The sequence below is a fragment of the Pedobacter montanisoli genome (assembly GCF_022809115.1).
Lineage (GTDB): Bacteria > Bacteroidota > Bacteroidia > Sphingobacteriales > Sphingobacteriaceae > Pedobacter > Pedobacter montanisoli.
Genome location: NZ_JALGBH010000001.1, coordinates 269,312 through 295,064 on the forward strand (window position 1 = coordinate 269,312; position 25,753 = coordinate 295,064).

Genomic DNA, 25,753 nt, shown 5'->3' on the forward strand with positions numbered 1-25,753 from the left:
AATTATAGCTGTAAGGTTAAGTGTACAAAAAACTCGTTAACGGTTTCTCTTACAATCAACTCATGTTGCTCAGGATATAGTAATTTTAAACGTTGCTTTACATTTTCAAGTCCAATTCCGCTTTTTAATTTTTCAGGATCGTTATCGTTTTTAGCGTAAGTACTATTGCTTACATCAAAAAACAAGGTGTTATCTTTAGTTTGTAAAACGATTTTTATATAAGACGGCTGGCGCAAGCTAATGCCGTGTTTAAAAGCATTTTCTATAAAAGGAATAAGTAGCATTGGGGTAATTTGCTCATGGTTAAACTGGTCCTCAATTACTGTTTCTATTTTAATATCAGCAGATTGCGAAGTGCGTAACTTTTGCAAAGCAATGTAATTATTCAGGTAGTCTACTTCACGTATTAAAGCTATTTTATCTTGCGTATTTTCATGTAACATAAAGCGCATCATATCGCCTAGTTTTTGTATGCCTTCACCCGTACGTTCTGCATTTTCCTGTAGTGCAGTACCGTATAAGGTGTTTAAGGCATTAAACAAAAAATGTGGGTTTATTTGTGATTTTAAGAAGTTCAAATTTGCATCTGATTTGCCTAATTCAGTTTTTAACGAAGTTATTTCCTTATTCTGCTGCAATCTGTTTTTATATAAAAACCAGGCTAAAGGTGCTGTAACAAACAATTGGGCAGGTAAATGAAATAAGAGCACGATAAAAATGGTTTCGGCATTGGCACCAAAAGACAATAAAGCGATAAAACTCATCGGAATTACCAACAGTAAACTGATTGACAGGATTTGAACAAAGAAGTTTATAAACTTTATATGTTGGTACTTTTGAGGTAGTAAATAATAAACCGAATAAATAAATATGCCTATTGCAGCCCCTAAAACCAATGACCAAAGCATACAGATTTGATCAGAAGAATTGGTAGTTACCCAAAGTATTAAACCCGCAAGCCAAAAAGCTATACCAACCATCAAATCTGTTTTAATCAAACTTCGCTCTTTGGAACCATTTAGCCTGGTTTCAATTAAATAAACCAAGTAGGTTTTAAAGCTGCAATAGACCGAAATAGCAATAACCAACCATAGAGCATAACCAAACCCATCAAAGAACATTCGGTTATAGGCTTGTTGCAAAGTTTTATAATTTTCAAACTCGTAAGTATTTATATAGGTTTTACATATACCCATAATTATACCAACAGCTGCAACTAACAGTACTATTAACAAATAATATAAAACAGTTCTATGCTGTTTTAAAATAGCCGGTATTGCTATAAAATTTAACACCAAAAAACTAAAGTAAATTGATGAGGTTTTTAAGAAATTGGGTAAAAAGTAATTATAGAAATAAGAGTAGCTTATTTTACTTCTGATAAATGCAAAATGATTTCCATTATCGTTATGGTTGCTCGTATTAAAGATTAGTGTAACAATCACAATAAAAAATAAAATGGTTGCTATCCAAAATTCTCCTTTTTGTAAATCTTTTAGTTTCATATTTAATGGTTTGTTCTGCAATTTTAGCTTAATTTTTAACACCAATTAAAAAATGTGACGAACATAAGAGAATATGTGATGAATGAAAAAACAGCATAGAATTTATCCTCTAAATCGCTCAAAGCAAATTAGGCAGAACAACAACTTTACTGTAAATTAGTGGCCTGAATGAGCAGTTTTGATTATAAACAGGCATTGGCCGATATTCCTCATAAACCAGGCGTATATCAATATTTTGATATCGATGGAACACTGATGTACATTGGTAAAGCCAAGGATCTTAAAAACAGGGTAAGTTCTTATTTTACCCAGGATAAACAGCTCAATGGCAAAACAAGGGTATTGGTATCTAAGATCCGTAAAATCACCTTTACTATTGTAGATACTGAGATTGATGCCTGGTTGTTAGAAAACAACTTAATTAAGAAGCATCAGCCTAAATACAACATCATGCTCAAAGATGACAAGACCTATCCATGGATTGTCATTAAAAAAGAACCTTTCCCTCGGGTTTTCCCTACGCGTAAAGCCATTAAAGATGGTTCTACCTATTTTGGGCCTTATGCTTCTGTAGGTATGATGCATACTATTTTAGACCTCATTAAAGAAACCTATCCTTTACGTACCTGTAATCTGGCTTTAACGCCTCAAAATATTAGCCAGGGCAAATTTAAGGTTTGCTTAGAATACCAGATAGGAAATTGTAAAGGGCCTTGCGAGGCATACCAGAGCGAAACAGACTACCTGCAAAACATTGCAGATATTAAAGATATCCTGAATGGTAAAATAGGCTCTGTAATTAAACATTTGAAACAGAATGTAGAGCTGGCTGTTAAGAATCTGGATTTTGAACAGGCCCACAACCTACAGCTTAAACTGAATACACTTGAAAAATACCAGAGTAAATCTACTGTTGTAAACAGTTCTGTTACCAATATAGATGTGGTTAGTATTGCTTCTGATGAAAGGTATGCTTTTGTAAACTACCTAAAAATAATGAATGGAAGCATTATACAAACGCAAACAATAGAAATTAAAAAGCGGTTGGATGAAACCGATGAAGAATTGCTATCCATTGCCATAGCCGAATTCAGGAGCCGGTTTAAAAGTACTTCAAAAGAAATCATTGTACCTTTTGATCTTCCTTTAGATGATCAGAGTCTTAAACTTACCGTACCCAAATCAGGTGACAGAAAGAATTTACTCGAGCTCTCTCAAAAAAATGTGCTGTTCTTTAAGAAAGAAAAACTGAACCAATATGAGAAACTGAATCCAGATTTGCGTACAGAGCGTATTTTAGGCCAGATGAAGGCTGATTTGAGACTTACTCAATTGCCTTATCACATCGAATGTTTTGATAATTCTAACTTTCAGGGCAAATATCCTGTATCAGCTATCGTAGTATTTAAAAATGCCAAGCCCAGCAAAAAAGATTACAGGCATTTTAACGTAAAAACCGTAGAAGGCCCTAATGATTTTGCCACCATGCAAGAAGCTGTTTACAGGCGTTATAAGCGTATGTTAGACGAAAACCAAACTCTTCCTCAGCTCATTATTATTGATGGTGGTAAAGGGCAGCTTTCATCTGCATTAAGTAGCCTTAAAAAATTAGGGATAGATAAGAAAGTAACTGTTATAGGTATTGCTAAGCGACTTGAAGAACTTTATTATCCTAATGATAGCTTACCGCTGTATCTAGATAAAAAATCAGAAACGCTGAAAATTATTCAGCAATTAAGAGATGAGGCACATCGTTTTGGTATCACTTTTCACCGCAAAAAAAGAAATCAGGGCACATTGAAAACCGAGCTGGAACAGATACCCGGAATTGGAAAGACCACCGCAGACAAGCTCTTATTGAAATTCAAGTCTGTTAAAAAGATTAAAGAAGCAACAGATAAAGAATTAATGGAAGTATTGAACCTGAAACAGATTAAAGCATTAAAAGAATATTTCGCTTAAAGCAAAAAAGCGGGACGATTAACGTCCCGCTTTTTTTTAATATTGCCAAAGGCCTTGTTCAAAATCAGCCATTTTCTTTTTGATCCTTTCGCTTTCCAATAGGCGCTCTCTCGGATCTGAAATAATATCTTTTAACTTATAGTCACCAGAGTTTGTTTCTTTTACAATATAACTTGAGAACAAGCGGTGTACAAAGAAGTCGTCCATACTTACAGGAGAAGAATCGTTCAGCGCATTAAACAATCTCTTTTTAGCTAAAAGATCTCTCGCATCATCATAGTAAATCCAGAAAATAGGTTGCCAGTCTTTGGTCTGCGCATTTAACTTTAAAGGTGCCAAACCTATAATACGCGGCTCAAACACACCTCTCTTGCCATCAAAAACCCAGTCTTCTTTTACTCTATATTTCAGGAATAAAGCAGGGTTAAATTCGCCCTGAACTTCTTTTACAGTACCTGTTTTATTATTGGTTACGTTTACTACTCCATTAGCTAATTTCATAGCTTCAGCAGTATCTAGAGGAAAATTAAAAGCATCATCATCTTCTAAAGTTTTGGGATCTTTAGGATTGTAAGCTGTTAACTCTTCTAACTTAACCGCGTTTAACAATATTTCAATTAATCTTGATTTAGGAAAATTCAATACAGAATTAACCGTATCTCTCAAATCAATATCCCTCCATACACGTTTGGTGTAAACTACATCCTCATCTTTAATCACCGCTAAAAAAGCTTTTTGAGAAACCGTATCTCTCAGGTCTTTTTCTACAGCATAACCATCTTTAGGTGGGGTTTTACGCTTAGGTGTTTTAGGCTTAAGCTCCTCCTGCTTTTTCTCTCCTGCCGGAGGATCAGTTTTTACAGGATCTTGCTTGGCTGGTGGATCAGTCTTCTTATTCCCGTCTGTTTTTTTCGCTCCATTTTGGGCAAAACCAACAACACTAACTGCAACAATAAAAACAAGCGATAATATGAACTTTTTCATTTTCAATTATTTTACATTAAATACAACTGGAGGCAATACCCTTTGTCTCCCGTCAGGTCCCTGCGAAACAATCTGGTCAAAAATAACCCTTGTTCCAGGTGAAACAGCATTAATTGCGTTTCTGATTGCTCCGGTAAAACTTCCTCCCTGTCCTGATATGGTAACCGCATCAGAACGAGGTTTAATTACGGTAAGTTCATAACGTAGAATTCTGAACTTCACATCAAAAGGGAAATCATCTAAATCAGCTTCGATCTCAGATTCACTTTTTAACTGTACCGATGCAATATCCCCACCCCCATTACCGCCAACTTTAGCTACTGGTGCAGGTATAGCTTTAACCCTAAACGTAGGTGCCCCTAAATTTACAGTCTTGCCATTATTACTAGCCGATACACTGATCGAAACTTCTTTACCTACTAATGAGCCCGGCACATTAACCATAAATTTACCATTTGCGCCAGTTAAAGAACCGCCTCCAGAAATAGAAGCATTGATATTAGGGAAACCTGCAGCCGATATGGTAAATGGATTTGGAATGCCGGCATAGATTACGTTTAATTTATCTGATGAAACCGTTGCAGACGGAGCAGCTACCTGATAAGTCTGAGGTGCAGTTTCATATGTTTTGATATTACCATTACGCTCTTTAACTCTTATGGTACCTTTCCATGTAAACGTACCTACGCTACCCGTACCTCCTGTATATACACCCTTTCCGTTTTCGGTTGGCACTTTGCTTCCGTTTACGCTGATATCAGGCGTAGATTTTGAATCACTTGCTGTCAGGTAAATCTCAGCTTTATAAGGCTGGCCCTGAATTACGTATGATGTAGGTGCTACAGCTACTGCTTCGAAATGATCTAAAACAACAATAGGTTTATCAGCTAATATTTTGTTGATGATATCAGCCTCCATATTTTTCGTATTGTTCTGAAGCATCGTTAGTATTGTTCTGAATGCAGCCAAAGGCACACCTTCACCAAAGTTGGTGCCCGTCCATGTTTTCGGCTCTCCTGCTTTTGGTTTTTCAGGATTTTTAGCTTCCAGCACAAAAGTAGGTTTGCCTTCATCAGGTAATAACAACGCAGCGAGTTCTTTACCTGTCTGGTTAATTTTTTCCTGTAATTCTTTACCTTTCTTAGGCTGTTCATCGCTACCCATGATATTCTGACCTATATCCAAGTTGTTCTTTTGAACAAGCTCTCCGTTTTCATCAATTCCATCTTTAGCGATTTCGGCCTGTAAACCATCAATATATTTAATCAGATTACCTGCTATTGTTTGTGCTTTCTTAGCTCGCTCAAACTTAACTTGGTTATCTGAGCTTTCTTTAGCTTTAGTATCACCGTAGTTTCTTAATAATTGTTGGATACTGGTATTTACATTCTCTTTTGAAGTGTTTAAACTGTCATTAATATTTTTAAAGGCCTTAAGTACCAGGTCTGATACGTTTAGCGCCAACATCGCTAAAAGCACCAGGTACATAATACCTATCATCTTCTGCCTTGCGGTTTCTTTACCTCCTGCCATGTTAAATTAGAATTAGTTTTTAAAAAATTTAACCCAATATTTTAAGCACGAGGTTGATTCATTGCGCTCAGCATATTACCATAAATAGCATTTAATGATGCTAAGTTCTTAGCCAGTTTTCCTACCTCTTCTTTAAACTGTTTAGAATCATCCATTGAATCGTTAAAGTTATTCATGGTTAAAGAAAGATTTTGGTAGAATTTATTCATTGATTTTAAGTGAGCACTTGAATCTTGCAATTCTAATTCATATACTGCATTTAATGCCGAAAGATTTTTAGCCAAATTGTTTACCTGCTCATGATAAGCTTTGGTGTCTTTACTGCTGTTACCTAAATCCTGAAGTTGGTTTGTAGCAACATCAAACGCATTGTCAAGGTTAGCAAATTTAGAAGTTGTATTTTTTACTTTAGCAGTAAATTCATTAGTGGCTAATGATGCATCTGCAACATTAGAAATAGTAGCTACTTTATCGCTGAATGTTCTTAAACCTGAACCTAAGCTTTCAATTAAAGCAGGTTCAATTTTCGCATCAGCAAATAATTTATCTAGTTGTTGTGAGGTACCTGTAGAAGCATTATTGCTACTTACTTCAGGAATTGCGCCATCAGGAGTTGGCTTACCACCTTCACGTAACTGAGGATAAACTTTTTGCCACTCTACATCCGGGTGTGGGGGGAATAAACCAGTTAATAAAAACAGGACCGCTTCAACCCCTAAACCTACCCCAATCATGATACTACCATATATCCCACCTAAGTGAAGAATTTTAAATAGAGCACCAACAATTACAATAGATGCACCAACCGAGGTTGCAAGGTGTAATTTTGCTTCTGTTGTAGCGTATTTTCCAGCCATAGTTTTTTCGTTTGAATTTTTAGTTTTGGTTTATTGTTTAAATTTTATTTCCAGGGAATTTTGAAATACATCTGAAACCGATATAAGATCTTGCCATATCCTGATATTCGTATTGCGTTACAGAGTTTTGAAGGAAAAAGCCTATGTCTTTCCATGATCCACCTTTTACAGCTTTACGTTTACCATTTCTAAAGATAGGATTCTTATCTTCCGGTGATGAGGTATTATATGAATCTAAAGTCCACTCTGCTACGTTACCAGCCATATTGTATAAGCCATAATCGTTTGGCAGATAAGCTTTGGCTTCTACGGTATATAGAGCACCATCATCTACATAATTTCCTCTTCCTACTTTAAAATTAGCCTGTAAGCAGCCTTTTGCATTCATAATGTAAGGGCCACCCCATGGGTATTTAGTTTGTACCCTTCCGCCTCTTGCAGCATACTCAAATTCGCTCTCGGTAGGTAAAGAATATTTCAATCTTGTGTTTTTCGGTAATTTTCTTTTTGAGGCTACACTTTCATAAAGATTGGTTCTCCATGCACAGAAAGCTTTTGCCTGATCCCAAGTTACACCTACAACCGGGTATTTGTCATAAGACGGGTGATTAAAATAAGCCTCAACCATAGGATCATTATACTCGTAGGTAAAATCCTTTTTCCACACTAATGTATCTGGATAAACCATTACAGAAGGATGTTGGTTAGGATTATTCGGATCTGGATTATCTACATAAACATCGTAGAAATCTGCTATAGAACCGTTCGGGTTTTTAAGCTGATACTCAAGGTTTACCTCATAATATGAATACTTTAATTTTTTCACATCAAGACCTACAGAGATATCACGACCATTCATACTGATTTTGCTGTATAAATCACCCAAATCTTTGTTGCCACCTTTATTGTTAGCCCATAATTTTGACCCGTTACCAATTGCTTTCCAGTTAATGTTTTGTGGAGGTGCTGTAGTTCCTGAAGCTGGTTGTGTCTTAGGTTTCAGAAAATACTTGGCTGCATCGCCACTTGGGGTTTTGTAATTACCACCTCCTTCGTATGGAGCACCTTTAACATATACAGAAACTGCAATTGAGTCTCTTACCCAGTTTACAAACTGTCTGTATTCGGCATTGGTAATTTCTGTTTCATCCATATAAAAAGGACTGAATGAAACCATTTTACTTTGCCTTCCCTGATAGAAAGTAATATCCTCGTCAGTCATACCAATAAGGTTTCTTCCTCCGGGTATATACACCATCCCTAGCGGTATAGTTTTGTTCTTAAATTTTTTATTGTACGCTCCTACAAGTTCACCAGCACCGCCTCTTCCACAGCTCGAGAGCATAACTCCTGCAATAAAAAATGCAAGAAAGTAAATTTTCCTCATAAGTTGTTTAAACAATTTTATAGCAATTTTATCAATTAACATTGACAATTACAACTTTTTGCACAAATTTATCCACAGTTTCCCCACAAAGCCCAGTTATCCACAAAAGCTTGAAACCAAACACAGGGCATAATTAAAAAGCACCTTTAAATTATTTACTAATTTAATATTAAATAATTAGACATATATACTTACTTATAGGTATTTTATATCTGTGGCTTTTATAAAGTTTTTCCTTATATAAAAAGACTTTAACAGCATCTTTATTTTTGAGTATCAACTAAAAAGCGGCTCGGGTTAACCCTGAGCCGCTTCCTGTTTTTTATAGTGATATACCAGCAGGTGGTATATTATTTATTAGATTTCTTGATATAATTTTCTAATGCCATAATCATTGAAGGAGCCTCAGGATTTGGCGCTGCAATATCAACAATAAGCCCTTTTTCGGCTACCGCTTTCTGTGTATTTAAGCCAAAAGTTGCTATACGCGTATTGTTCTGTTGAAAATTGGGGAAATTTGTGTACAGCGACTGAATACTTGATGGACTGAAGAAAGCTAAGATGTCATAAAACACATCAGCAAGGTCAGACAGGTCACTAACCACTGTTCTGAACAACACAGCTGGCGTTACATCATAACCATTTTTCTGCAAAAAGTTCATCGTATCTTCTGTAGCTACATCAGAGCAAGGATACAAAAACTTTTCACCGGCATGTTTTTTCATTACTTCTGCCAAATCAGATGCACTTTGTTTTCCAAAAAATATCTTTCTTTTTCTGTACTGAATATATTTCTGAAGATATAGCGCTGTAGATTCTGAAATGCAAAAATATTTTAGATTTACAGAAACTTCATACCTCATTTCTTCGCATATTCTAAAAAAATGATCTACCGCGTTTCTGCTTGTAAATACTACTGCAGTATAATCAGGAAGATTAATCTTGTCTTTTCTAAAATCTTTAGCCTGTACTCCCTCTACATGTATAAACGATCTGAAATCAACTTTAAGATTATACTTCTTGGCTAAATCGAAATAAGGTGATTTTTCTGCTTCAGGTTTTGGCAATGTAACCAAGATGCTTTTTACTTTACGTAGTCTTTCTTTGTTTTCTTGCATTTCTTTTTTACCTCTTAATATCCTATTGCCTTGATTAATATCATTATAGGGCATATTTCAAGGGCGCAAAGATACAAAATTAAATACAACTTAGGAAACCGGTACGTGGATAAAATATTAATTGCCGCTCTTACAAACTGAAAAATGAAGATGGCACAAAGCAATATTAAGCCGGTAAGAATAAAAACATTACCATACTGAACGGGAGCAAGTGCAAAAGCAATAATTAAAGGAATAAACAATAAAGACGCATTAAAATAACTCAGGTATAAAATGGTAACATAATGTTTTACAGGCTTCTGTACCTCAAAGAAAAAACCTATTAATCTTAACATCACAATCTTTAAGAGATAAAGCATAATAATACCCATTGAAAGAGTGATAAAGAACTCAAAGCCTTGTCGTTGTGCCTGCTCATTCTCATTGTATTGTGCTAATAGGTAAAAGAACATGCCTATGGTAAAGCCAAACTGCACAAACAGCAGTAAAAAAGACCAGGAAGTAACCAGGTTATCTTCTTTACTGAAATTAGTCAACACGCGGTTGCTATAGAAAGATTGTACAACCATATTGAGCTGTTTACCAAATGAGTTTTTCAAAATCGCAAACAACACTAATAAAAATCCGATTACCAATAAGATCCATACTTTACCTTTAGGCAAAAGATCGCCCTGTCTATAAACTACCTTTTCTGTAGGGTTTTGCTTTTTTAGAACCGAAGACAGATCAAACACAGCAAAACCATATCCTTTGCCCAGACTATCTATCCAATGCGCATAAGTAGAGGAATCTCTCTTTTTTAAAATATGCGGTGTTAAAGTATCAATCGTACTCTTGCTTATAGTATCAAGTATAAGGCTATCAGTTAAGAAAGGTTTTATATTTAATGAATCTGCTTTAACAGGTTTTATCTGCGCAAATGAGATAAAAGTTGTTAAAAGGAATACCAAAAAGCAGATTTGTTTTTTAAGCATAAAAATTAAAATAAAGCGGTTACTCCGACATGGATTTTCCCTTGGCGCAAATTTAACGGATTATTTTTTTGTTTACCTAAAGCATAGCTCAATGAAAGTATGCCCAAATTAGTTTCAAAATTTAAACCAGCACCCATACCCAAAGGGTAATCTTTATCTTTGATTTTTTGTACATAAGCCTGATTATAAAAAAGAAACAAAAAGGAATTCTGCTCTAATAAATATCTGAACTCAGCATTAAACAAGGTATAAGCGCTGGTTAAAAATTCCATTTCATTGAAACCTCTTAAAGTATTTTGCCCTCCTATCCTGAACAATTCATTATCTAAGAGATCTTTTCCCGATAAATACCCGGTTTGATTAGATAAGGCAAAAACGGTTTGCCTGGCAAGCGGAATAAAATATTTTGCATCCAGATAAAATCTGTATACAGAACTATTAAGATTAACCTGCTGGTACAGATGTGCTGGAATAGATGCATTAGGTTTTATTTTTTTACTCCCTGCAGCAAAATTAAGTTCAAGCCATAAGCCTTTTCTAGGATTAAATCTATAATCTAAATGCTGAGCCGTAAAGCCCAATCCATAGAAGTTGGTGGCAGCATCTAAGTTCTGAGGTAGGATCTGTGCATCTTTATATTGCGAGGTTTCTATCAGGCTGCTTGTTCTTCGTTCAACAAAAAACTGAATTCTGTCATTAGTCCTTACCGCATAATTAAATAGCAACTTTGTATCTACATTGAGGTAAGTGGTATCTTGTTTATACAGATTTAAGGCTGGCATAAAACCCAAATCTGTATTAAATATACGTGGTATATCAATGTAGCTTTCTAAAAGCTGTGTGCCTTTAGTTAGGTTCTGGTAGTTAAAATAGATTTTTTCTGCCTGTTGAAAAGTGTTTACCAAAGCCAGCTTAAGATTACCTACAACTTCTAGCTTATCGGTTGCGTTTTGCCTAGGTTGCAAACCCAAAATACCATCAAACTGGTTGATGTTCTTTTTTTCCAGAAAAACGGTAACCTTAGCCTTATGATCTGCGAAGCTGACCTCAAAAGGTTTGGCTTCTTTTAAAAAGGGCAATTCATTTAACCGTTTATAAATTTGTCTTACAACATTTTCATTGTAATCTGTACCGGTCTTAACACCCAAATAAGACTGCAAATAGGCTTTACTTATTTTTACATCGCCTACTATTTTAAGACTGTCAAAAGTAATTTGGTCATTCAAGGTTAAATTAAGGTCGGCTGCAATGCGTTCATTTTCAAAATGTATCTGTTCTAAACCTACTGAGGCAAAAGGGTAGCCATTATTTTCGCAAGTGATGATGATTTTTTTAAACAGGTCTTCAAGTTGATTCGCATTAAAAGGTGCGCCTGCAAAATTTCCTGCATAAGCGTTGATACGCTCTTCAAGAAATAAAGGAATATTCCCTTTTTTAAGCTTTATCCATTTGTATTGAAATTGCTGGTTTACAAGCAATTCAGCTTGTTTATTTTTTAGATTAATTTGCTTAATTTCAGCAAGAAGATAGCCTTTAAGCCTAAGTTGGGCAATGATCTTATCTGCTTCCTTATAAATTGCTGTGCTATCTGATGCTTCTCTGTTAAACTTTAAACTGTTCAACAATTCTGCATCCGGCTTTACCAGTCTAAGATCTACCTGATAAAGCTCCTGCCCCCACCCCAAAAAGCTCCCCAGCGTCAGAAAAACAGTCAACAGATATTTCATTTCATAAAGTAAGTCTATTTTTACAATACTTTCAAAATTAAAAAGCTGCGTTCAATTTTATCTTAACTTTGCAATATGTTTGGTATTTATATACATATTCCTTTTTGCAAACAGGCTTGTAATTATTGCGATTTTCATTTCACCACTTCATTTAAGAATACAGATACCCTAGTAGATGCGATATGCAAGGAAATTATCCTGAAAAAGGATCGTATAAATAGCGCTGTAAGTAGTATTTATTTTGGTGGGGGAACCCCCAGTGTTTTACCTGCCGCTCAGCTGCAAAAAATTTTCAACACAATAGAAAAACATTTTTCTATTCACACAGACGCAGAGATTACTCTCGAAGCCAATCCAGATGATCTGGGCCAGGAAAAGATCAAAGCATTAAGACTCTTACCTGTTAACCGCTTTAGCATAGGCACACAGTCTTTTTACAATGAAGATTTGCAATGGATGAACCGTGCCCACAATGCGGAAGAAGCCGAATGCAACATTAAAAGATGTCAGGATGCAGGTTTTGAGAACTTAAGCATAGATCTTATTTATGGATTTCCGCTACTTAGTAATGAAAAATGGAAAAATAATATTCAGACCGTTTTAGATTTACAGATACCTCACATATCAGCATATGCCTTAACTGTTGAGCCTAAAACAGCTTTAGCAGTCGCGATAAAAAAAGGGAAACAAACAAATGTTAATGATGAACAGGCCGCCGACCAGTTTATGATTCTAACTGAATTATTGGCTATGAATGGTTTTGAGCATTATGAAATCTCTAACTATGCAAAACCAGGACGTTATGCAGTTCATAATACCAATTACTGGAAAGGCGTTCCTTATCTGGGGATTGGGCCTTCTGCACATGGTTTTGATGGAACGCAACGTTATATTAACATCAACAACAACACAAAATATATAGAAAGCATTCTGCAAAATCAATTGCCTGAACATATTGAGTTTTTAACCGAAGCCAATAAATTTAATGAGTACATTATGACTTCATTAAGAACAATGTGGGGTATTGACCTTAAAAAAATAGAAACCGATTTTGGACGAGCTTACGCTGATAAAGTAAACACAGAAATTCGACCGTTTTTAAAGGAGAATCATGTAATTTTAGAAAATAACAGGATTGTACTTACAGCATCGGGTAAATTGTTTGCAGATGGAATTGCTGCAGAACTTTTTACAGATCCGGATTAACTTATTATTTAATATTATCTGATCTCATTATGAACAACAAAGTAGTCTGGGTAACAGGCGCATCATCAGGAATAGGCGAAGCTTTGGTATATGCCTTTAATCAACGAGGTGCCAAACTCATCATTTCGGCCAGAAATCGGGATGAACTTTTCAGGGTTAAACAAAACTGTAAAAACCAGATCGATGTTCATGTACTATCCATAGATTTAGAAGATCATAATAGTCTGGCACAAAAAACAGCAGAAGCTTTACGCATCTACAACCGCATTGATATACTGGTAAACAGCGGCGGGATTAGTCAGCGTGCACTTGCCTTAGATACCAGCCTTGAAACCGAAAAACGCCTTATGGATGTTAATTTTTGGGGAACGGTTATTTTAAGTAAAGCCGTTTTACCCGTCATGCTGCAGCAGAATAGCGGATCTATCATTTGCATCAGTAGCTTAGTTGGTAAATTTGGCACCCGTTACCGTTCTGCATATGCGGCCTCAAAACATGCTTTACATGGTTATTTTGATTCGCTGCGTATAGAGATTGACAATCCCAACATTCATATTATGCTGGCCTGCCCCGGTTTTATCAAAACCAAGGTAACGCTAAATGCACTTACGGCCAATGGCACACCACAGGGCACCATGGATAGCGCACAAGCCAATGGTATGGAGCCATCTGTATGTGCCGAAAAGATTATTGCAGCTCTCCAAGCCAAGAAAGAAGAGGTTTATATTGGTGGTAAAGAAGTAAAAGGTGTATTATTAAAAAGGCTTTTTCCGGCCTATTTCAACAAAATGATCAAAAAAGCAAAGGTTACTTAATCATGCCTTTTTATACAATTATCATTGGCTTAACATTTTACACATAAACGTATAAACAATTAAAATTTAATTCTCAAATTTGTGTGAAAGCGTTCTAAATAATTTGAAAACATAAGTTTATTTATATAAATGAGTTTCATCCTAAAACCTGTAGATACAGTAGAAAACATTAGCAGAGAAGATTTTATCAAAAACTATCTCAAACCCAGAAAACCTTTAGTGATCAAAGGATTGACTAAAGACTGGCCTGCACGTGAAAAATGGACACCTGAATATTTAAAGCAGCTTGCCGGCGATGTAGAGGTTCCGCTTTATGACAACTCTAAAGCAGACCCCAGCAAACCCATTAATGCAGCTGTAGCTAAAATGAAATTTGGTGATTACCTTGACCTGATACAACGCGAACCAACAGAACTCCGCATTTTCTTATTTAATATGTTTAAGAAAGCTCCTTCTATGGTAAATGATGTTAAAATTCCTAAACATTTAATAGATGGGGTAATGGAAAGTTTACCAAGTATGTTTTTTGGCGGATCAAATTCTGAAACATTTTTGCATTATGATATAGATTTACCTAACATTTTCCATACACATTTTAATGGCCGCAAACATGTAATCTTATTTGATTACGAATGGAAAACAAGGTTATACTGCCTGCCAAATGCCACTTATGCCTTAGAAGATTTTAATGTGGGTAATCCCGACTTTAAAAAATTCCCTTCTTTAAATGGGATTGAAGGCTATGAAGTGTTTTTAGAGCATGGCGATACTTTGTTTATGCCGGTAGGTATGTGGCACTGGATGAAATATTTAGATGGTTCTTACTCTTTAAGTCTAAGAGCATGGGATCAGTCTTTTATGGGTAAAGCGGCTAGTATATGGAGTGTCTTTAAACATGGTGCAGTTGACAGTCTGATCAAAATGATGTTAAAAGGGAAGTACGCCAATTACCGGGAAAAACTGGCGGTAAAACGGGCGGAAAAAGCCTATGCCAAAGGTTTGCCCCGTTAATCTAGGATAGGAATATATAAAAAAGGCCGGATCGTTTGACCCGGCCTTTTTTATTGAATATGTTTTCTTTTATACTTTCATGGCTTTGCTCTGGCAAACGAAATCTGTTCTTTTCAAACCTGTGTTCTTAATTGCGCCATACCCACCAGCAACATCAATTACATGATCAATACCTCTGGCTTTTAGAATAGAAGCTGCAATCATCGATCTGTATCCTCCGGCACAATGGATATAATAAGTTTCTTCAGGCTTAACTTCAGGCATCCAATCGTTGATATAATCTAAGGGACGAGCCAGTGTAAATTCTAAATGTTCTGCTTGATATTCACCCGGTTTACGTACATCTAAAGCCAATAAATTAGGTTGTTCATTTACTACATCCTCAAATTCAGTTGCACTTATAGACTTAATCTGATCCGTTTCGCGGTTTTCTGCTTTCCAGCCTTCAAAACCTCCCGCCAAATATCCAATAGTATTGTCATAACCAACACGAGCCAGACGTGTTATGGTTTCCTGTTCTTTTCCTTGATCTGCTATCAATAAAATAGGCTGCTTTAAATCAGTAACTAAAGCGCCTACCCAAGGGGCAAATTGCCCGTTTAGACCAATATTAATAGAGTTAGGTACAAATCCTTTGGCAAATTGTTGTGGATCACGGGTGTCTAAAATCAATGCTCCGCTTTGATTAGCCATTGCTTCAAACTCCGAAGGGTTTAACGCTTTCATGCCTTGCTCATAAACAGCATCTATACTGGCATAACCCAGTTTATTCATAGCGGCATTTTTAGCAAAATATTGAGGAGGAGGCAAAATGCCATCTGTTACCTCGTGTATGAACTGTTCTTTTGAAGTTGCTTTTAATGCATAGTTAACCTGCTTTTGATTACCCAATGTATCAAAAGTTTCTTTACTCATGTTTTTACCACAGGCAGAGCCCGCTCCGTGTGCCGGGTAAACGATCACATCATCTGGTAAAACCATGATTTTCTGGTGTAAAGAATCATATAAAGTAGCGGCCATATCTTCCATGGTCATATCTCCTTGTTGAGCAAGATCTGGTCTGCCTACGTCACCGATAAACAATGTATCACCGGTAAATATACAATGTGCTTTACCCTCCTCATCCGTTAATAAATAGGTAGTAGATTCTGGTGTATGCCCCGGAGTATGCAAAACCGTTATGGTAACATCTCCTATTTTAAACTGCTCGCCATCTTTAGCTATATGAGCTTCAAACTGTGTTTTGGCTGTTGGTCCGTAAACAATAACTGCTCCACTTTTTTGGGCCAGATCAACATGTCCTGACACAAAATCAGCATGAAAATGCGTTTCAAAAATATATTTGATCTTTGCATTGTTCTGTGCAGCTTTATTTAAATAAGGTGCAATTTCTCTTAATGGATCTATAATTGCGGCCTCACCGTTACTTTCTATATAATAAGCTGCTTCGGCCAAACAACCGGTATATATTTGTTCTATTTTCATATTATTCTAAATAAAGCGGTTTTACCAAAAATAACTGCTATTTATTGAAGTTTAGCTAGGCGTAAAAGTTATTGACACAATTTTTACGGTTAAAACTTATTATAATCATGGCTTACTTAACTCTCCGGCAATAGAAGTTTCCATAAGTCGGGCAATTTCTGTCTTATCAAGTTGTTTACCTAAAAGGTACATTAATTTGGTAATAGCAGCTTCAAAGGTCATATCATAGCCACTTAAAACACCCATAGCTTTTAAATTACTGCTGGTTTGGTATAAACCCAACTGAACCGATCCGCCTTTACACTGTGAAATATCCACAATGATCTTTCCTTCTTTAGATGCTTTTTCAAGACAAGCCAAGAACCAGTCATCTGTAGGCGTATTACCCGAACCAAAAGCTTCTAGCACTATGGCATCTACATCTGATCCTGTTATAGCTTTAACCACGCTTTCTGTAATACCCGGATACATTTTTAAAATACCTATGTTTGATTGCAGATTGGTAAAAGCTTCAAACTTTTCTTCTTTGCGAGGTAAGATATTATTGGGATAAAATGTAAGATGAACACCTGCTTCGGCCAATATGGGATAATTAGGCGATTGAAAAGCTTCAAATTTCTCAGAATTATATTTAATTGAACGGTTACCTCTGAATAGCTGGTAATCAAAGTAAATACAAACCTCAGGCACCATAGCTTTGCCATTCTTTTTGGTAGCTGCAATTTCTAAAGCAGTGATCAGATTCTCTTTTGCATCTGTTCTGATTTCGCCTATAGGCAATTGTGATCCGGTTAACACTACGGGTTTACTTAGATTTTGAAGCATAAAACTCAATGCCGATGCTGTATAAGACATGGTATCTGAGCCATGCAAGATCACAAAGCCATCAAATTCTTCATAATTTTCGCTAATTACACTGGCCATTTTTACCCACCCATCAATATTCATGTTGGATGAATCGATAATAGGATCGAAAGAATGGACTTTCAGTTCATAATTAAGTAATGTGAGTTCTGGTACTTTGGCCTTGATCTGCTCAAAGTCAAAAGGAATAAGGGCACCGGTTTTGGCATCATTAACCATACCAATGGTACCTCCTGTATAAATTACAAGTATTTTGGTCACCTTAGTTTTAGTAAGTTAGTTAGTGCTATAAAGTTATAAGCTTTGTCTAAACACCAAAAATTTTTTTTGAGTTAGTGGTAGTAACTTCCGCTATTTCTGCTAAATCTATTGCATAGATATCTGCCACTTTCTGAGCGATATGAATAAGGTAACTGCTTTCATTAGGTTTACCTCTGAAAGGAACAGGTGCCAGATAAGGCGAATCCGTTTCAAGTACAATATTTTTAAGGTCTATGCTTCTTAATACCTCATCTAACCCTGCTTTTTTATAGGTAACTACTCCCCCAATCCCTAAATAAAAGCCTAGATCTATAGCTCGTTCTGCCTGCTTTATATTGCCTGTAAAGCAATGAAAAATGCCCCTTAATTTCGGGTCTTTATGTTCTTCCAATACTTCAAAAACTTCATCAAAGGCCTCTCTACAATGAATTACGATAGGCAGATCCAAAGATTTTGCCCATTCTATCTGCCGGGCAAATGCCTTCTGCTGAATAGCTAAAGTGCTTTTATCCCAATATAAGTCAATCCCTATTTCTCCTATGGCATATATTTTTCTGCCAGTCAAACTATTTTTAATGATATGCAACTGTTCTTCAAAATCCTCTTTTACATCACAGGGATGTAATCCTAGCATGGCAAAGCAATGATCAGGGTAGTTTTTTACCAGCTCATCAATTAAAAGTATAGAGTTTACATCTACATTGGGCAAAAATAATCGTTCTACCTTTTGTTCAAAACACCTTTCCATTAATTGCCTAAGCAATTGTGGATCTTTTTCATAATACAGGTGGGTATGGGTATCTGTAAGTTGCATACTGCAAAGTTATTTTAATTTAAGCGGCTATTAAAGCTTTAAATAAAAAACCCTGCCCGAGAAACTCAAGCAGGGTTTACAAACCGAGAATGATTTAAAATTATTTTTTTACAGGAGCCGGAGGTGCTGGTTGCACAGGGGCTGCTGCTTTAGGTTTAATGATGTCTAATACTTCTATTTCAAAAACCATTGGTGTATATGGAGCAAATGGACCACCACCTTCTTCACCATAGCCTAATTTAGAAGGGAAAATAGCCGTGATCTTACCACCTTTACCCACTAATTTTATAGCCTCAGAGAAACCAGCTACTACGTTGGTAGGCAACATTTTTGCAGGCTCGTATTTATGTCCGGGTTGTACGTGATCAGCCTCTTTAGCTGCTTTTTCAACGTTTGTATCAAACAATCTATATTTGCCTTTTGCATCTTTTTTGGTAAATCTGCCAATATAATTAACCAATACAGTATCGGTATTGGTTGCTTTTTCGCCAGTACCCGGAGCAGTAATTACATATTGCAGGCCACTAGGCGCAGTAGTTACTTTTAAATTGTTTTCTTTAATATATTGTTGGATTTTACCTGGCTCAGCAACTTTTCTTTTCTCCATATCAGCTTTGTAATCTGCCTGGAAAAAATCGCTTGCTTTTTTATGGAATATCGAATCAGGTTCATTAGCTCCTCTTTTGAATACTTTCTCAACTTTAATCGTAAATACCATGTATTTATCATTTTTAAATTGCTCGGGTTTAGGCTGGTTTGTACGTGCAGCCATGGTATCCAAATTAATCTTAAATGTTGCACTGTCACCTTCACCAAAAAGGGTAAGTACATCATTCATGTCGCCTGCATAGTTCTTTTTACTTACAGGAAATATTTGAGCCTGCTCAGTATCATAAGTACTGCCTAATATAGAATCTTTTTCATTTTTCTGGGTAAAGTTAATCTTAACGATATCTCCTTCTTTAATTTTGTCTTTTCCACCAGATTTATGGATGGTATATAACAAACCTCCCGGTCCTTTCTTTTCAGTGTTACATGCAGCTAAACCTAAGGCTGCTACAAAAAGAATTGCTAAACTTTTTTTCATTTAATTTTATGTTTAATAACGTGATGCGAATTTAACAGCTTTACGCTTTACTTATATACTTATTGTAAAAATTTATACTAAACAAAAAGTAGTGCTTTGTATTCGGGTAATATCGATTTGAAAGCTGCTACAGTTTGCTCAAGGCTCTGATCAGATGAACCTCCCGCGGCGTTTCTGTGCCCGCCTCCGTTAAAATATTTTTTACAGATCTCGTTTGCCGGGAAATCGCCGGTAGACCGTAGTGATAATTTAACTTTATCTGTGCGCTCAATAATAAAAGCCGCCAACTTGATACCGTTAACAGACAAGGCATAGTTTACAATGCCTTCTGTATCGCCAGTTTCTATTTTAAACTGCTCCAGTTCCTGTTTATTTACGCTTATAATAGCTGTATTAAAATCTCTTAGAATTTCTAATTTATGCGACAGGCAATACCCTAAAAATTTGATTCGGGTTTCTGAAACGTTATCATAAACCAGCTGGTGGATGCGCCAGTGTTCAGCTCCGGCATCGATCAGATCGGCAGCAATACGGTAAACTTCAGCTGTTGCCGAAGGAAAACGGAAAGAACCTGAATCTGTCATGATTCCGGTATATAAACAGGTAGCAACATCTTTATTAACCAGCTGAGGCTCTTCCATTACATTCATGATAAAATCATAAACCAGTTGGGCAGATGCGCATGCATTGATATTCCAGTGTCTGTAATCATCAAAATCTTCTGGATCAAGGTGATGATCGATCATTACTTTTACAGCAGAAGCTTCTCTAACATGTTCGCCAAGGTTATTAATACGACCTAGGGCATTAAAATCTAAACAGAAAATAATGGCGGCTTCATTTACCAGTTTTACAGATTGTTCTTCTGCTTCTGTATAAATAATAACTTCACTGTTGTTAGGCATCCAGTGTAAAAATTCAGGATAATCTGTAGGTGCAATTACACTAACGTGATGACCTTTTTGAATTAGGTAAGCGTATAAACCCAATGATGAGCCCATGGCATCGCCATCAGGTTTGTGATGTGTAGTAATCACAATCTGTTGGGGCACTGACAATAAGCTTTTTAAATCGGCACTTGTAATCATATATAGCTTGCGAAGTTAAGGATTTTAAATATAAAGACATCTTCTTCTTACTGTCTCTTTAATTTTAATTTTATAAACTGTATTTTTGCAAAAAATTTAATACAAATGACAACTAACAGAACCTTTACTATGATTAAACCTGATGCTGTTGCAAACGGACACATCGGTGCAATCATAAATGATATCACAAAAGCAGGATTTAAAATTATTGCAATGAAGTACACTCAACTTAGCCCTGAAAAAGCAGGTGAGTTTTATGCGGTACACAAAGAACGTCCTTTTTACAATGATTTAGTAAGCTTCATGTCTTCAGGACCAATTGTTGCTGCTATTTTAGAGAAAGACAATGCAATTGAAGAATTCAGAAAACTAATTGGATCAACAAACCCTGCTGAAGCTGCAGAAGGAACTATCCGTCAGAAATATGCTAAATCTATCGATGCAAATGCTATCCATGGATCAGATTCTGATGAGAATGCTCAAATTGAAGGCGATTTCTTCTTCGCTGCTGACGAGCGTTTCTAAGCATTAAGAATATTGTTTTTAACCTAAGCACTCTTTTCAGGGTGCTTATTTTTTATTTGTATATTTCGCCCTCAAACCTTTAACATGAAAAAAACTTATATCCTAATATTTGCTTTAGCTTTATCTGCTCAGGTAAAAGCGCAAAACAAACCTAAAGCAGCTACTGTAGCCAAAAAACCAGCTACAACGACTAAGACAGTAACCAAAACTACATTTACAGCAAAACCTGTTTTTACTAATCTACTTGATTCTGCCAGTTATGCCTTTGGTAACGCTATGGCCAGCAATTTAAAAGCAGGAGGTTTAAGCAGCTTAAATTACGAATTGCTGGTTAAAGGTTTAAAAGATGCTTTTGATAACAACACTCCTGTTTTAAATGAAGAAACTGCTCAGCTTACCATCAATAAGCTTTTTGAAAGCCTGACCAGTGTAAGAGAAGAAAAAAACAAAAACCAATTTGCTGCTCAGATTAAAGAAGGCGAAGATTTTCTGTCAAAAAACAAACTTAAAAAAGGTGTAATTACCACAGCAAGTGGCTTGCAATATGAGGTTATTAAACAAGGTACAGGTAATAAACCCAAAGCCACAGATCAGGTAACCGTACATTATCAGGGCACTTTACTTAATGGCTTTGAGTTTGACAGCTCTTATAAAAGAGGTGAACCTATTTCTCTGGAACTGAACCGGGTAATTAAAGGCTGGACAGAAGGTGTTCAGTTAATGCCTGAAGGCTCAAAATACAGGTTTTATATTCCTTATAACTTGGGTTATGGAACCAGCGGTGCCGGACAGAATATCCCTCCGTATGCTACATTGATTTTTGATGTTGAGCTGATTAAAATAGACACTCCAGCAACTAATTAAATCAGATTTCAATAAAAGACGTTTCATAGAGGTCATTAAAAGGGGTTACTTTTTTAATGACCTTTTCTTTTTGCCTAAAAGTTATAAAACCTTTTCATATCTAAAAGCGTTAATTATGGAAACGGAAAGGCTATGAAAAATTTTAGTTGGATTGCTTTAGTATTGATATTTTGTACCACATTACAGAGTTGCGAATTTATAGCAGGTATTTTTAAAGCAGGTGTATGGTCTGGTGTACTGATCGTTGTTTTGGTCTTAGCCCTCATTATTTGGTTAGGGGCAAAAATCTTTGGAGGGGGTAAGGATACTTAAAGCCTATAAAAAGACAATCTCGCTGATTACTTGTGCGCCTATCCTTTCATTAATTTTATGAATAATCGCAGAGCGTACCATCAGTAATTCATTTTTAATAACCGAAGATTCTATACGAACAAATAGTTTGTGCTGGTGTACATAAATCTGTGTGGTACGATTAGACACTGCGGTTCCCATAATTTCGGGCCATAAAGCTACCACTCCCGTTTCATCAAACTTACCTTTTATACGGTAATGTTTGAGCATTTTCTCAATAGCCTCTTTCAGCGTTATGTCATTGGGTTTACGCATGTGCTACATTTCCGTTTACAACCTCAAACAAATTAATATCTGCTTTTATCTCATTAAATACATTTACCACCCGTTCTTTATTGGCATCGGTAATGAAAATCTGTCCAAAATCATCATGCGATACCATTTGCATCAATTTATGTACCCGCAAACTGTCTAATTTATCAAATATATCATCCAGTAAAAGCAAGGGTTTATACCCTTTAAACTTTTGCAAATAGCTATATTGAGCTAATTTTAATGCAATTAAAAAGGATTTCTGCTGTCCTTGCGAGCCAAATTTCTTTAAAGGTACATCCGCAATACTAAATAACAGCTCATCTTTATGAATGCCTGTAGTGGTACGTTCTAATACCCGGTCTTTTTCCAGGCTTTCTTCCAGTAGAACTTCAAAAGATTTTTCACTCAACTGAGATTGGTAACTTAAAGCCACTTCTTCTGCATCGCCCGAAATAAAACTGTAATGCTTGTTAAATAAAGGAATAAACTCAGCTAAGAATTGTTTACGTTTCGAAAAAATAGCATTGCCTACATTAATCAGTTGTTCATTCAGGATTTCTAAAAGTGCTACATCCAGTTTATGAGTAGCTGCCACCTGTTTAAGCAAGGTGTTTCTATTCAGTAAATGTTTATTGTATGTAATCAGTAAATCGAGATATTGCGTATCTGTTTGCGAGATCACATTATCAACAAAACGCCTGCGCTCTTCACTACCCTCCATAATCAGGTTCACATCATAGGGAGAAATCATTACTACCGGAAATAAACCAATATGGTCTGCCAGTTTTTCGTATTCTTTTTTATTACGCTTAAATTGCTTTTTCTGATTTCGCTTAACCCCACAACTAATTTGCTCAGGTTTCTGATCTTTATCAAAATTACCTTGCACTAAAAAAAGTTCTTCTCCTATTTTAATCTGCTGGCTGTCTATTGGATTGAAATAACTTTTGCAAAGACATAAATAATGTATAGCATCTAGCAAATTGGTTTTTCCGGCACCATTATTACCTACAAAAGCATTAACGGTAGGTGAAAAAGTAAGCTCTGCCGATGCGTAGTTTTTAAAATAAAGAAGAGTTAAATTTTTTAGCCACATAAGGTAAACAAAGTTACCATTTTTTACCCTCGTGGTAAATGATTTATTTTGTAAAACGTTTTTACTTAAACAAGCAGAGAAATTTTAATCATAAAGCTATGGTAAAACGCTAAACTTTAATTAAATAGTTAAAAAGGGGTTGATACTTTCATTGAAAAATGTATTTTTGCAATCCTTAATTCCAAATTATAAAATGTCTGTAAAAGAGAAAGAAATAGAACACCCGGTAAGAAAAGGTTCTTTTGTTCAGGAAAATGCTAAAAGTTTACTCTTTATAGCTGGTGCAGTTGTAGTTTTAATTGGTATCTACATCTGGTATCAGAATGTTTATTTAAAAAACAGAGCCGAAGAAGCTTCTGCACAAATGTTCAAAGCTGAACAATACATTGGTGTTGACTCGTTGGCTAATAAAGCGATTAACGGTGAAGGCGGATACCCAGGATTAGAAAAAATTGCTGAGGAATACCAAAATACAAAATCAGCTAACTTAGCTAATTTATACTTAGGTGGTATTTATCTTCGTAAAGGTGAATATAAAAAAGCTGTTGATGCTTTAAATAAATATTCATCTACAGGAAGTGAAGTTATTGATCCACTTGCTTTAGGTTTATTAGGTGATGCTTACAGCGAACTTAAAGATTATAAACAAGCCGCTTCTTATTATAAAAAGGCTGCTGATAAATCTAACAATAAATTTACTGCACCTATGTTCTTAAAGAAATTAGGTTTGGTTTATGAAGCTCAAAAAGATTTCAAAGCCGCTGAAGAAGCTTATACTAAAATAAAAAGCGAGTTTCCTCAAAGTCAGGAAGCTGCTATGATCGATGAATATATTGCCAGAGCAAACGCACAGGTTAAATAAGACATCAACATATTTATAAAAAGCCCTGCAATGTTGCAGGGCTTTTTTGTTTTCTGTTCACCCTATCGTAAAACCTATAAATTAATTTATCTTTGCCACATGGCAACACATCTTAAAAACCTATCAGATTTCTCTCATACCACTATTCCTGGTGGAGAAAATTTTAAAATTGGCATCATTGTAGCCGAGTGGAATGCAAAAATAACAGGAGCCCTTTATGAAGGGGCTTTCAGTACATTGAAAAAACATCAGGTTAAAGAAGAAAACATTGTTTCTTTAAGCGTACCGGGTACGTTTGAACTTTCTTCGGCAGCAGATATCCTGTTAGCCAAACAGCAAGATTTAGATGCCGTAATCTGTATAGGCTGTGTTATACAAGGCGATACCAAACATTTTGATTTTATTTGTGACGCTGCCGCACATGGTATAACCAACGTTGGACTTAAACATGGCAAACCTGTTATTTTTGGCGTATTAACCACCAATGATGAGCAACAGGCTATAGACCGTGCTGGTGGTGTGCATGGAAACAAAGGCGACGAGGCTGCCATCACCGCAATAAAAATGGCTCATTTTGCAGCACATGTTTAAGTTTAAAATTTTGTGTATTTTAGAACCATTAAAATTTAACGATGAAAAAAATAGCGATTATTGTGCTTGTTGTATTTTGCGTATTAAGCGTACTGCAATCGTGCTCAAATAAACTTTGCCCGGCTTACAGTTCTTATCCTGAATATAAAGGGAGAAAAAATTAATGCGCTGGCAAGACCTTACTTCAACTCAACAGGTTGATGAGATCAAACAGACTCAGGGCTATAGTGTTATTTTTAAACACAGTACCAGATGTTCTGTAAGTTCAATGGCTAAAAGAAGCTTTGAATTTGGTTGGGAAAGTATTCCTTCGCACACCAAACTTTATTTTTTAGATCTTATTGCTCATCGCGATGTTTCTAACTATATCGCAGAAACATTTCATGTTCACCATGAATCGCCACAAGCCCTTTTAATTAAAAATGGTGAATGTATTTTAGATTCCTCTCATAGTGATATATCGGCAGAAGAAATTGCCGCAGAAATAGAAAAGTCTTTATAAAAAAAGAGGATATCCTAATTAAGATATCC

25 protein-coding genes are annotated in these 25,753 nt (G+C 35.9%); 10 read left to right on the top strand and 15 right to left on the bottom strand.

From position 1 onward, the window contains the following. Nucleotides 1-2 precede the first annotated feature (2 nt). Nucleotides 3-1,505, bottom strand: coding sequence for a sensor histidine kinase (locus MMF97_RS01195; RefSeq protein ID WP_243357760.1), 1,503 nt, complete (start codon nt 1,503-1,505; stop codon nt 3-5). Between the two features lie 168 nt (nt 1,506-1,673). Between MMF97_RS01195 and uvrC the strand changes: the two genes are divergently transcribed. Continuing rightward, nucleotides 1,674-3,467, top strand: coding sequence for an excinuclease ABC subunit UvrC (gene uvrC / locus MMF97_RS01200; protein WP_243357763.1), 1,794 nt, complete (start codon nt 1,674-1,676; stop codon nt 3,465-3,467). 36 nt (nt 3,468-3,503) lie between these two features. Here the strand turns inward: uvrC and porN are convergent, their stop codons facing one another. The 7 genes from porN to MMF97_RS01235 form a co-directional block, all read right to left on the bottom strand. Then, nucleotides 3,504-4,451 carry a type IX secretion system ring subunit PorN/GldN gene (gene porN / locus MMF97_RS01205; RefSeq protein ID WP_243357765.1) on the bottom strand — a complete coding sequence of 316 codons (948 nt, stop codon included), beginning with the start codon at nt 4,449-4,451 and terminating at the stop codon, nt 3,504-3,506. A gap of 6 nt (nt 4,452-4,457) precedes the next feature. Further along, a complete protein-coding gene (gene porM, locus MMF97_RS01210) occupies nt 4,458-5,984 on the bottom strand; it encodes a type IX secretion system motor protein PorM/GldM (protein WP_243357767.1) in 1,527 nt (508 codons plus the stop codon). A 41-nt stretch (nt 5,985-6,025) separates the two neighbouring features. Further along, nucleotides 6,026-6,841 (bottom strand): type IX secretion system motor protein PorL/GldL, encoded by an 816-nt coding sequence (porL, locus tag MMF97_RS01215; RefSeq protein ID WP_243357768.1) that lies wholly within the window; start codon nt 6,839-6,841, stop codon nt 6,026-6,028. Between the two features lie 37 nt (nt 6,842-6,878). Further along, nucleotides 6,879-8,228 (bottom strand): T9SS ring complex lipoprotein PorK/GldK, encoded by a 1,350-nt coding sequence (gene porK, locus MMF97_RS01220; protein ID WP_243357770.1) that lies wholly within the window; start codon nt 8,226-8,228, stop codon nt 6,879-6,881. 350 nt (nt 8,229-8,578) lie between these two features. Continuing rightward, nucleotides 8,579-9,346 (bottom strand): uroporphyrinogen-III synthase, encoded by a 768-nt coding sequence (locus tag MMF97_RS01225; protein ID WP_243357772.1) that lies wholly within the window; start codon nt 9,344-9,346, stop codon nt 8,579-8,581. A 14-nt stretch (nt 9,347-9,360) separates the two neighbouring features. Beyond that, nucleotides 9,361-10,320, bottom strand: coding sequence for a DUF4271 domain-containing protein (locus MMF97_RS01230; protein WP_243357773.1), 960 nt, complete (start codon nt 10,318-10,320; stop codon nt 9,361-9,363). 5 nt (nt 10,321-10,325) lie between these two features. Next, nucleotides 10,326-12,047: a BamA/TamA family outer membrane protein gene (locus tag MMF97_RS01235; RefSeq protein WP_243357775.1), complete on the bottom strand. Its 1,722-nt coding sequence runs from the start codon at nt 12,045-12,047 to the stop codon at nt 10,326-10,328. A gap of 75 nt (nt 12,048-12,122) precedes the next feature. On the opposite strand from MMF97_RS01235, the gene hemW reads away from it, so the two are divergent. The 3 genes from hemW (at nt 12,123) to MMF97_RS01250 (ending at nt 15,079) form a co-directional block, all read left to right on the top strand. Beyond that, nucleotides 12,123-13,253: a radical SAM family heme chaperone HemW gene (hemW, locus tag MMF97_RS01240; RefSeq protein WP_243357777.1), complete on the top strand. Its 1,131-nt coding sequence runs from the start codon at nt 12,123-12,125 to the stop codon at nt 13,251-13,253. A 29-nt stretch (nt 13,254-13,282) separates the two neighbouring features. After that, nucleotides 13,283-14,068 carry an SDR family oxidoreductase gene (locus MMF97_RS01245; RefSeq protein WP_243357780.1) on the top strand — a complete coding sequence of 262 codons (786 nt, stop codon included), beginning with the start codon at nt 13,283-13,285 and terminating at the stop codon, nt 14,066-14,068. 129 nt (nt 14,069-14,197) lie between these two features. Then, entirely contained in the window at nt 14,198-15,079 is an 882-nt protein-coding gene (locus tag MMF97_RS01250; protein ID WP_243357782.1) for a cupin-like domain-containing protein, read from the top strand. Between the two features lie 69 nt (nt 15,080-15,148). On the opposite strand, the gene MMF97_RS01255 is transcribed toward MMF97_RS01250, so the two are convergent. The 5 genes from MMF97_RS01255 to MMF97_RS01275 all read right to left on the bottom strand — a co-directional run bounded on the left by MMF97_RS01255 (nt 15,149) and on the right by MMF97_RS01275 (nt 20,678). Further along, a complete protein-coding gene (locus tag MMF97_RS01255) occupies nt 15,149-16,564 on the bottom strand; it encodes an MBL fold metallo-hydrolase (RefSeq protein WP_243357783.1) in 1,416 nt (471 codons plus the stop codon). A 105-nt stretch (nt 16,565-16,669) separates the two neighbouring features. Further along, nucleotides 16,670-17,689 carry an asparaginase gene (locus MMF97_RS01260; RefSeq protein WP_243357785.1) on the bottom strand — a complete coding sequence of 340 codons (1,020 nt, stop codon included), beginning with the start codon at nt 17,687-17,689 and terminating at the stop codon, nt 16,670-16,672. Nucleotides 17,690-17,735: 46 nt separating this feature from the next. Beyond that, nucleotides 17,736-18,503, bottom strand: a complete 768-nt coding sequence (locus tag MMF97_RS01265) for a TatD family hydrolase (RefSeq protein WP_243357787.1) — start codon at nt 18,501-18,503, stop codon at nt 17,736-17,738. Between the two features lie 100 nt (nt 18,504-18,603). Then, nucleotides 18,604-19,590: an FKBP-type peptidyl-prolyl cis-trans isomerase gene (locus MMF97_RS01270; RefSeq protein WP_243357788.1), complete on the bottom strand. Its 987-nt coding sequence runs from the start codon at nt 19,588-19,590 to the stop codon at nt 18,604-18,606. Between the two features lie 77 nt (nt 19,591-19,667). Further along, a complete protein-coding gene (locus MMF97_RS01275; RefSeq protein WP_243357791.1) occupies nt 19,668-20,678 on the bottom strand; it encodes a DHH family phosphoesterase in 1,011 nt (336 codons plus the stop codon). Nucleotides 20,679-20,783: 105 nt separating this feature from the next. On the opposite strand from MMF97_RS01275, the gene MMF97_RS01280 reads away from it, so the two are divergent. From MMF97_RS01280 to MMF97_RS01290, 3 genes are all read left to right on the top strand, one after another. Further along, nucleotides 20,784-21,203 (top strand): nucleoside-diphosphate kinase, encoded by a 420-nt coding sequence (locus MMF97_RS01280; protein ID WP_243357792.1) that lies wholly within the window; start codon nt 20,784-20,786, stop codon nt 21,201-21,203. Nucleotides 21,204-21,287: 84 nt separating this feature from the next. Next, nucleotides 21,288-22,067, top strand: a complete 780-nt coding sequence (locus MMF97_RS01285) for an FKBP-type peptidyl-prolyl cis-trans isomerase (protein ID WP_243357795.1) — start codon at nt 21,288-21,290, stop codon at nt 22,065-22,067. Nucleotides 22,068-22,199: 132 nt separating this feature from the next. After that, nucleotides 22,200-22,379, top strand: a complete 180-nt coding sequence (locus MMF97_RS01290) for a hypothetical protein (protein WP_243357798.1) — start codon at nt 22,200-22,202, stop codon at nt 22,377-22,379. 3 nt (nt 22,380-22,382) lie between these two features. On the opposite strand, the gene MMF97_RS01295 is transcribed toward MMF97_RS01290, so the two are convergent. Together MMF97_RS01295 and recF are read right to left on the bottom strand one after the other, a co-directional pair. Then, complete coding sequence (locus tag MMF97_RS01295; protein ID WP_243357799.1) at nt 22,383-22,673, bottom strand: DUF721 domain-containing protein; 291 nt, start codon at nt 22,671-22,673, stop codon at nt 22,383-22,385. Further along, nucleotides 22,666-23,769 (bottom strand): DNA replication/repair protein RecF, encoded by a 1,104-nt coding sequence (recF, locus tag MMF97_RS01300; RefSeq protein WP_243357801.1) that lies wholly within the window; start codon nt 23,767-23,769, stop codon nt 22,666-22,668. The genes MMF97_RS01295 and recF overlap by 8 nt, the downstream gene beginning before the upstream one ends. 193 nt (nt 23,770-23,962) lie before the next feature. Between recF and MMF97_RS01305 the strand changes: the two genes are divergently transcribed. From MMF97_RS01305 to ytxJ, 3 genes are all read left to right on the top strand, one after another. After that, nucleotides 23,963-24,631 carry a tetratricopeptide repeat protein gene (locus MMF97_RS01305; RefSeq protein WP_243357803.1) on the top strand — a complete coding sequence of 223 codons (669 nt, stop codon included), beginning with the start codon at nt 23,963-23,965 and terminating at the stop codon, nt 24,629-24,631. Between the two features lie 99 nt (nt 24,632-24,730). Then, a complete protein-coding gene (gene ribH, locus MMF97_RS01310) occupies nt 24,731-25,222 on the top strand; it encodes a 6,7-dimethyl-8-ribityllumazine synthase (RefSeq protein ID WP_243357805.1) in 492 nt (163 codons plus the stop codon). A gap of 163 nt (nt 25,223-25,385) precedes the next feature. Then, complete coding sequence (gene ytxJ / locus MMF97_RS01315) at nt 25,386-25,724, top strand: bacillithiol system redox-active protein YtxJ (RefSeq protein WP_243357807.1); 339 nt, start codon at nt 25,386-25,388, stop codon at nt 25,722-25,724. Nucleotides 25,725-25,753 lie beyond the last annotated feature (29 nt).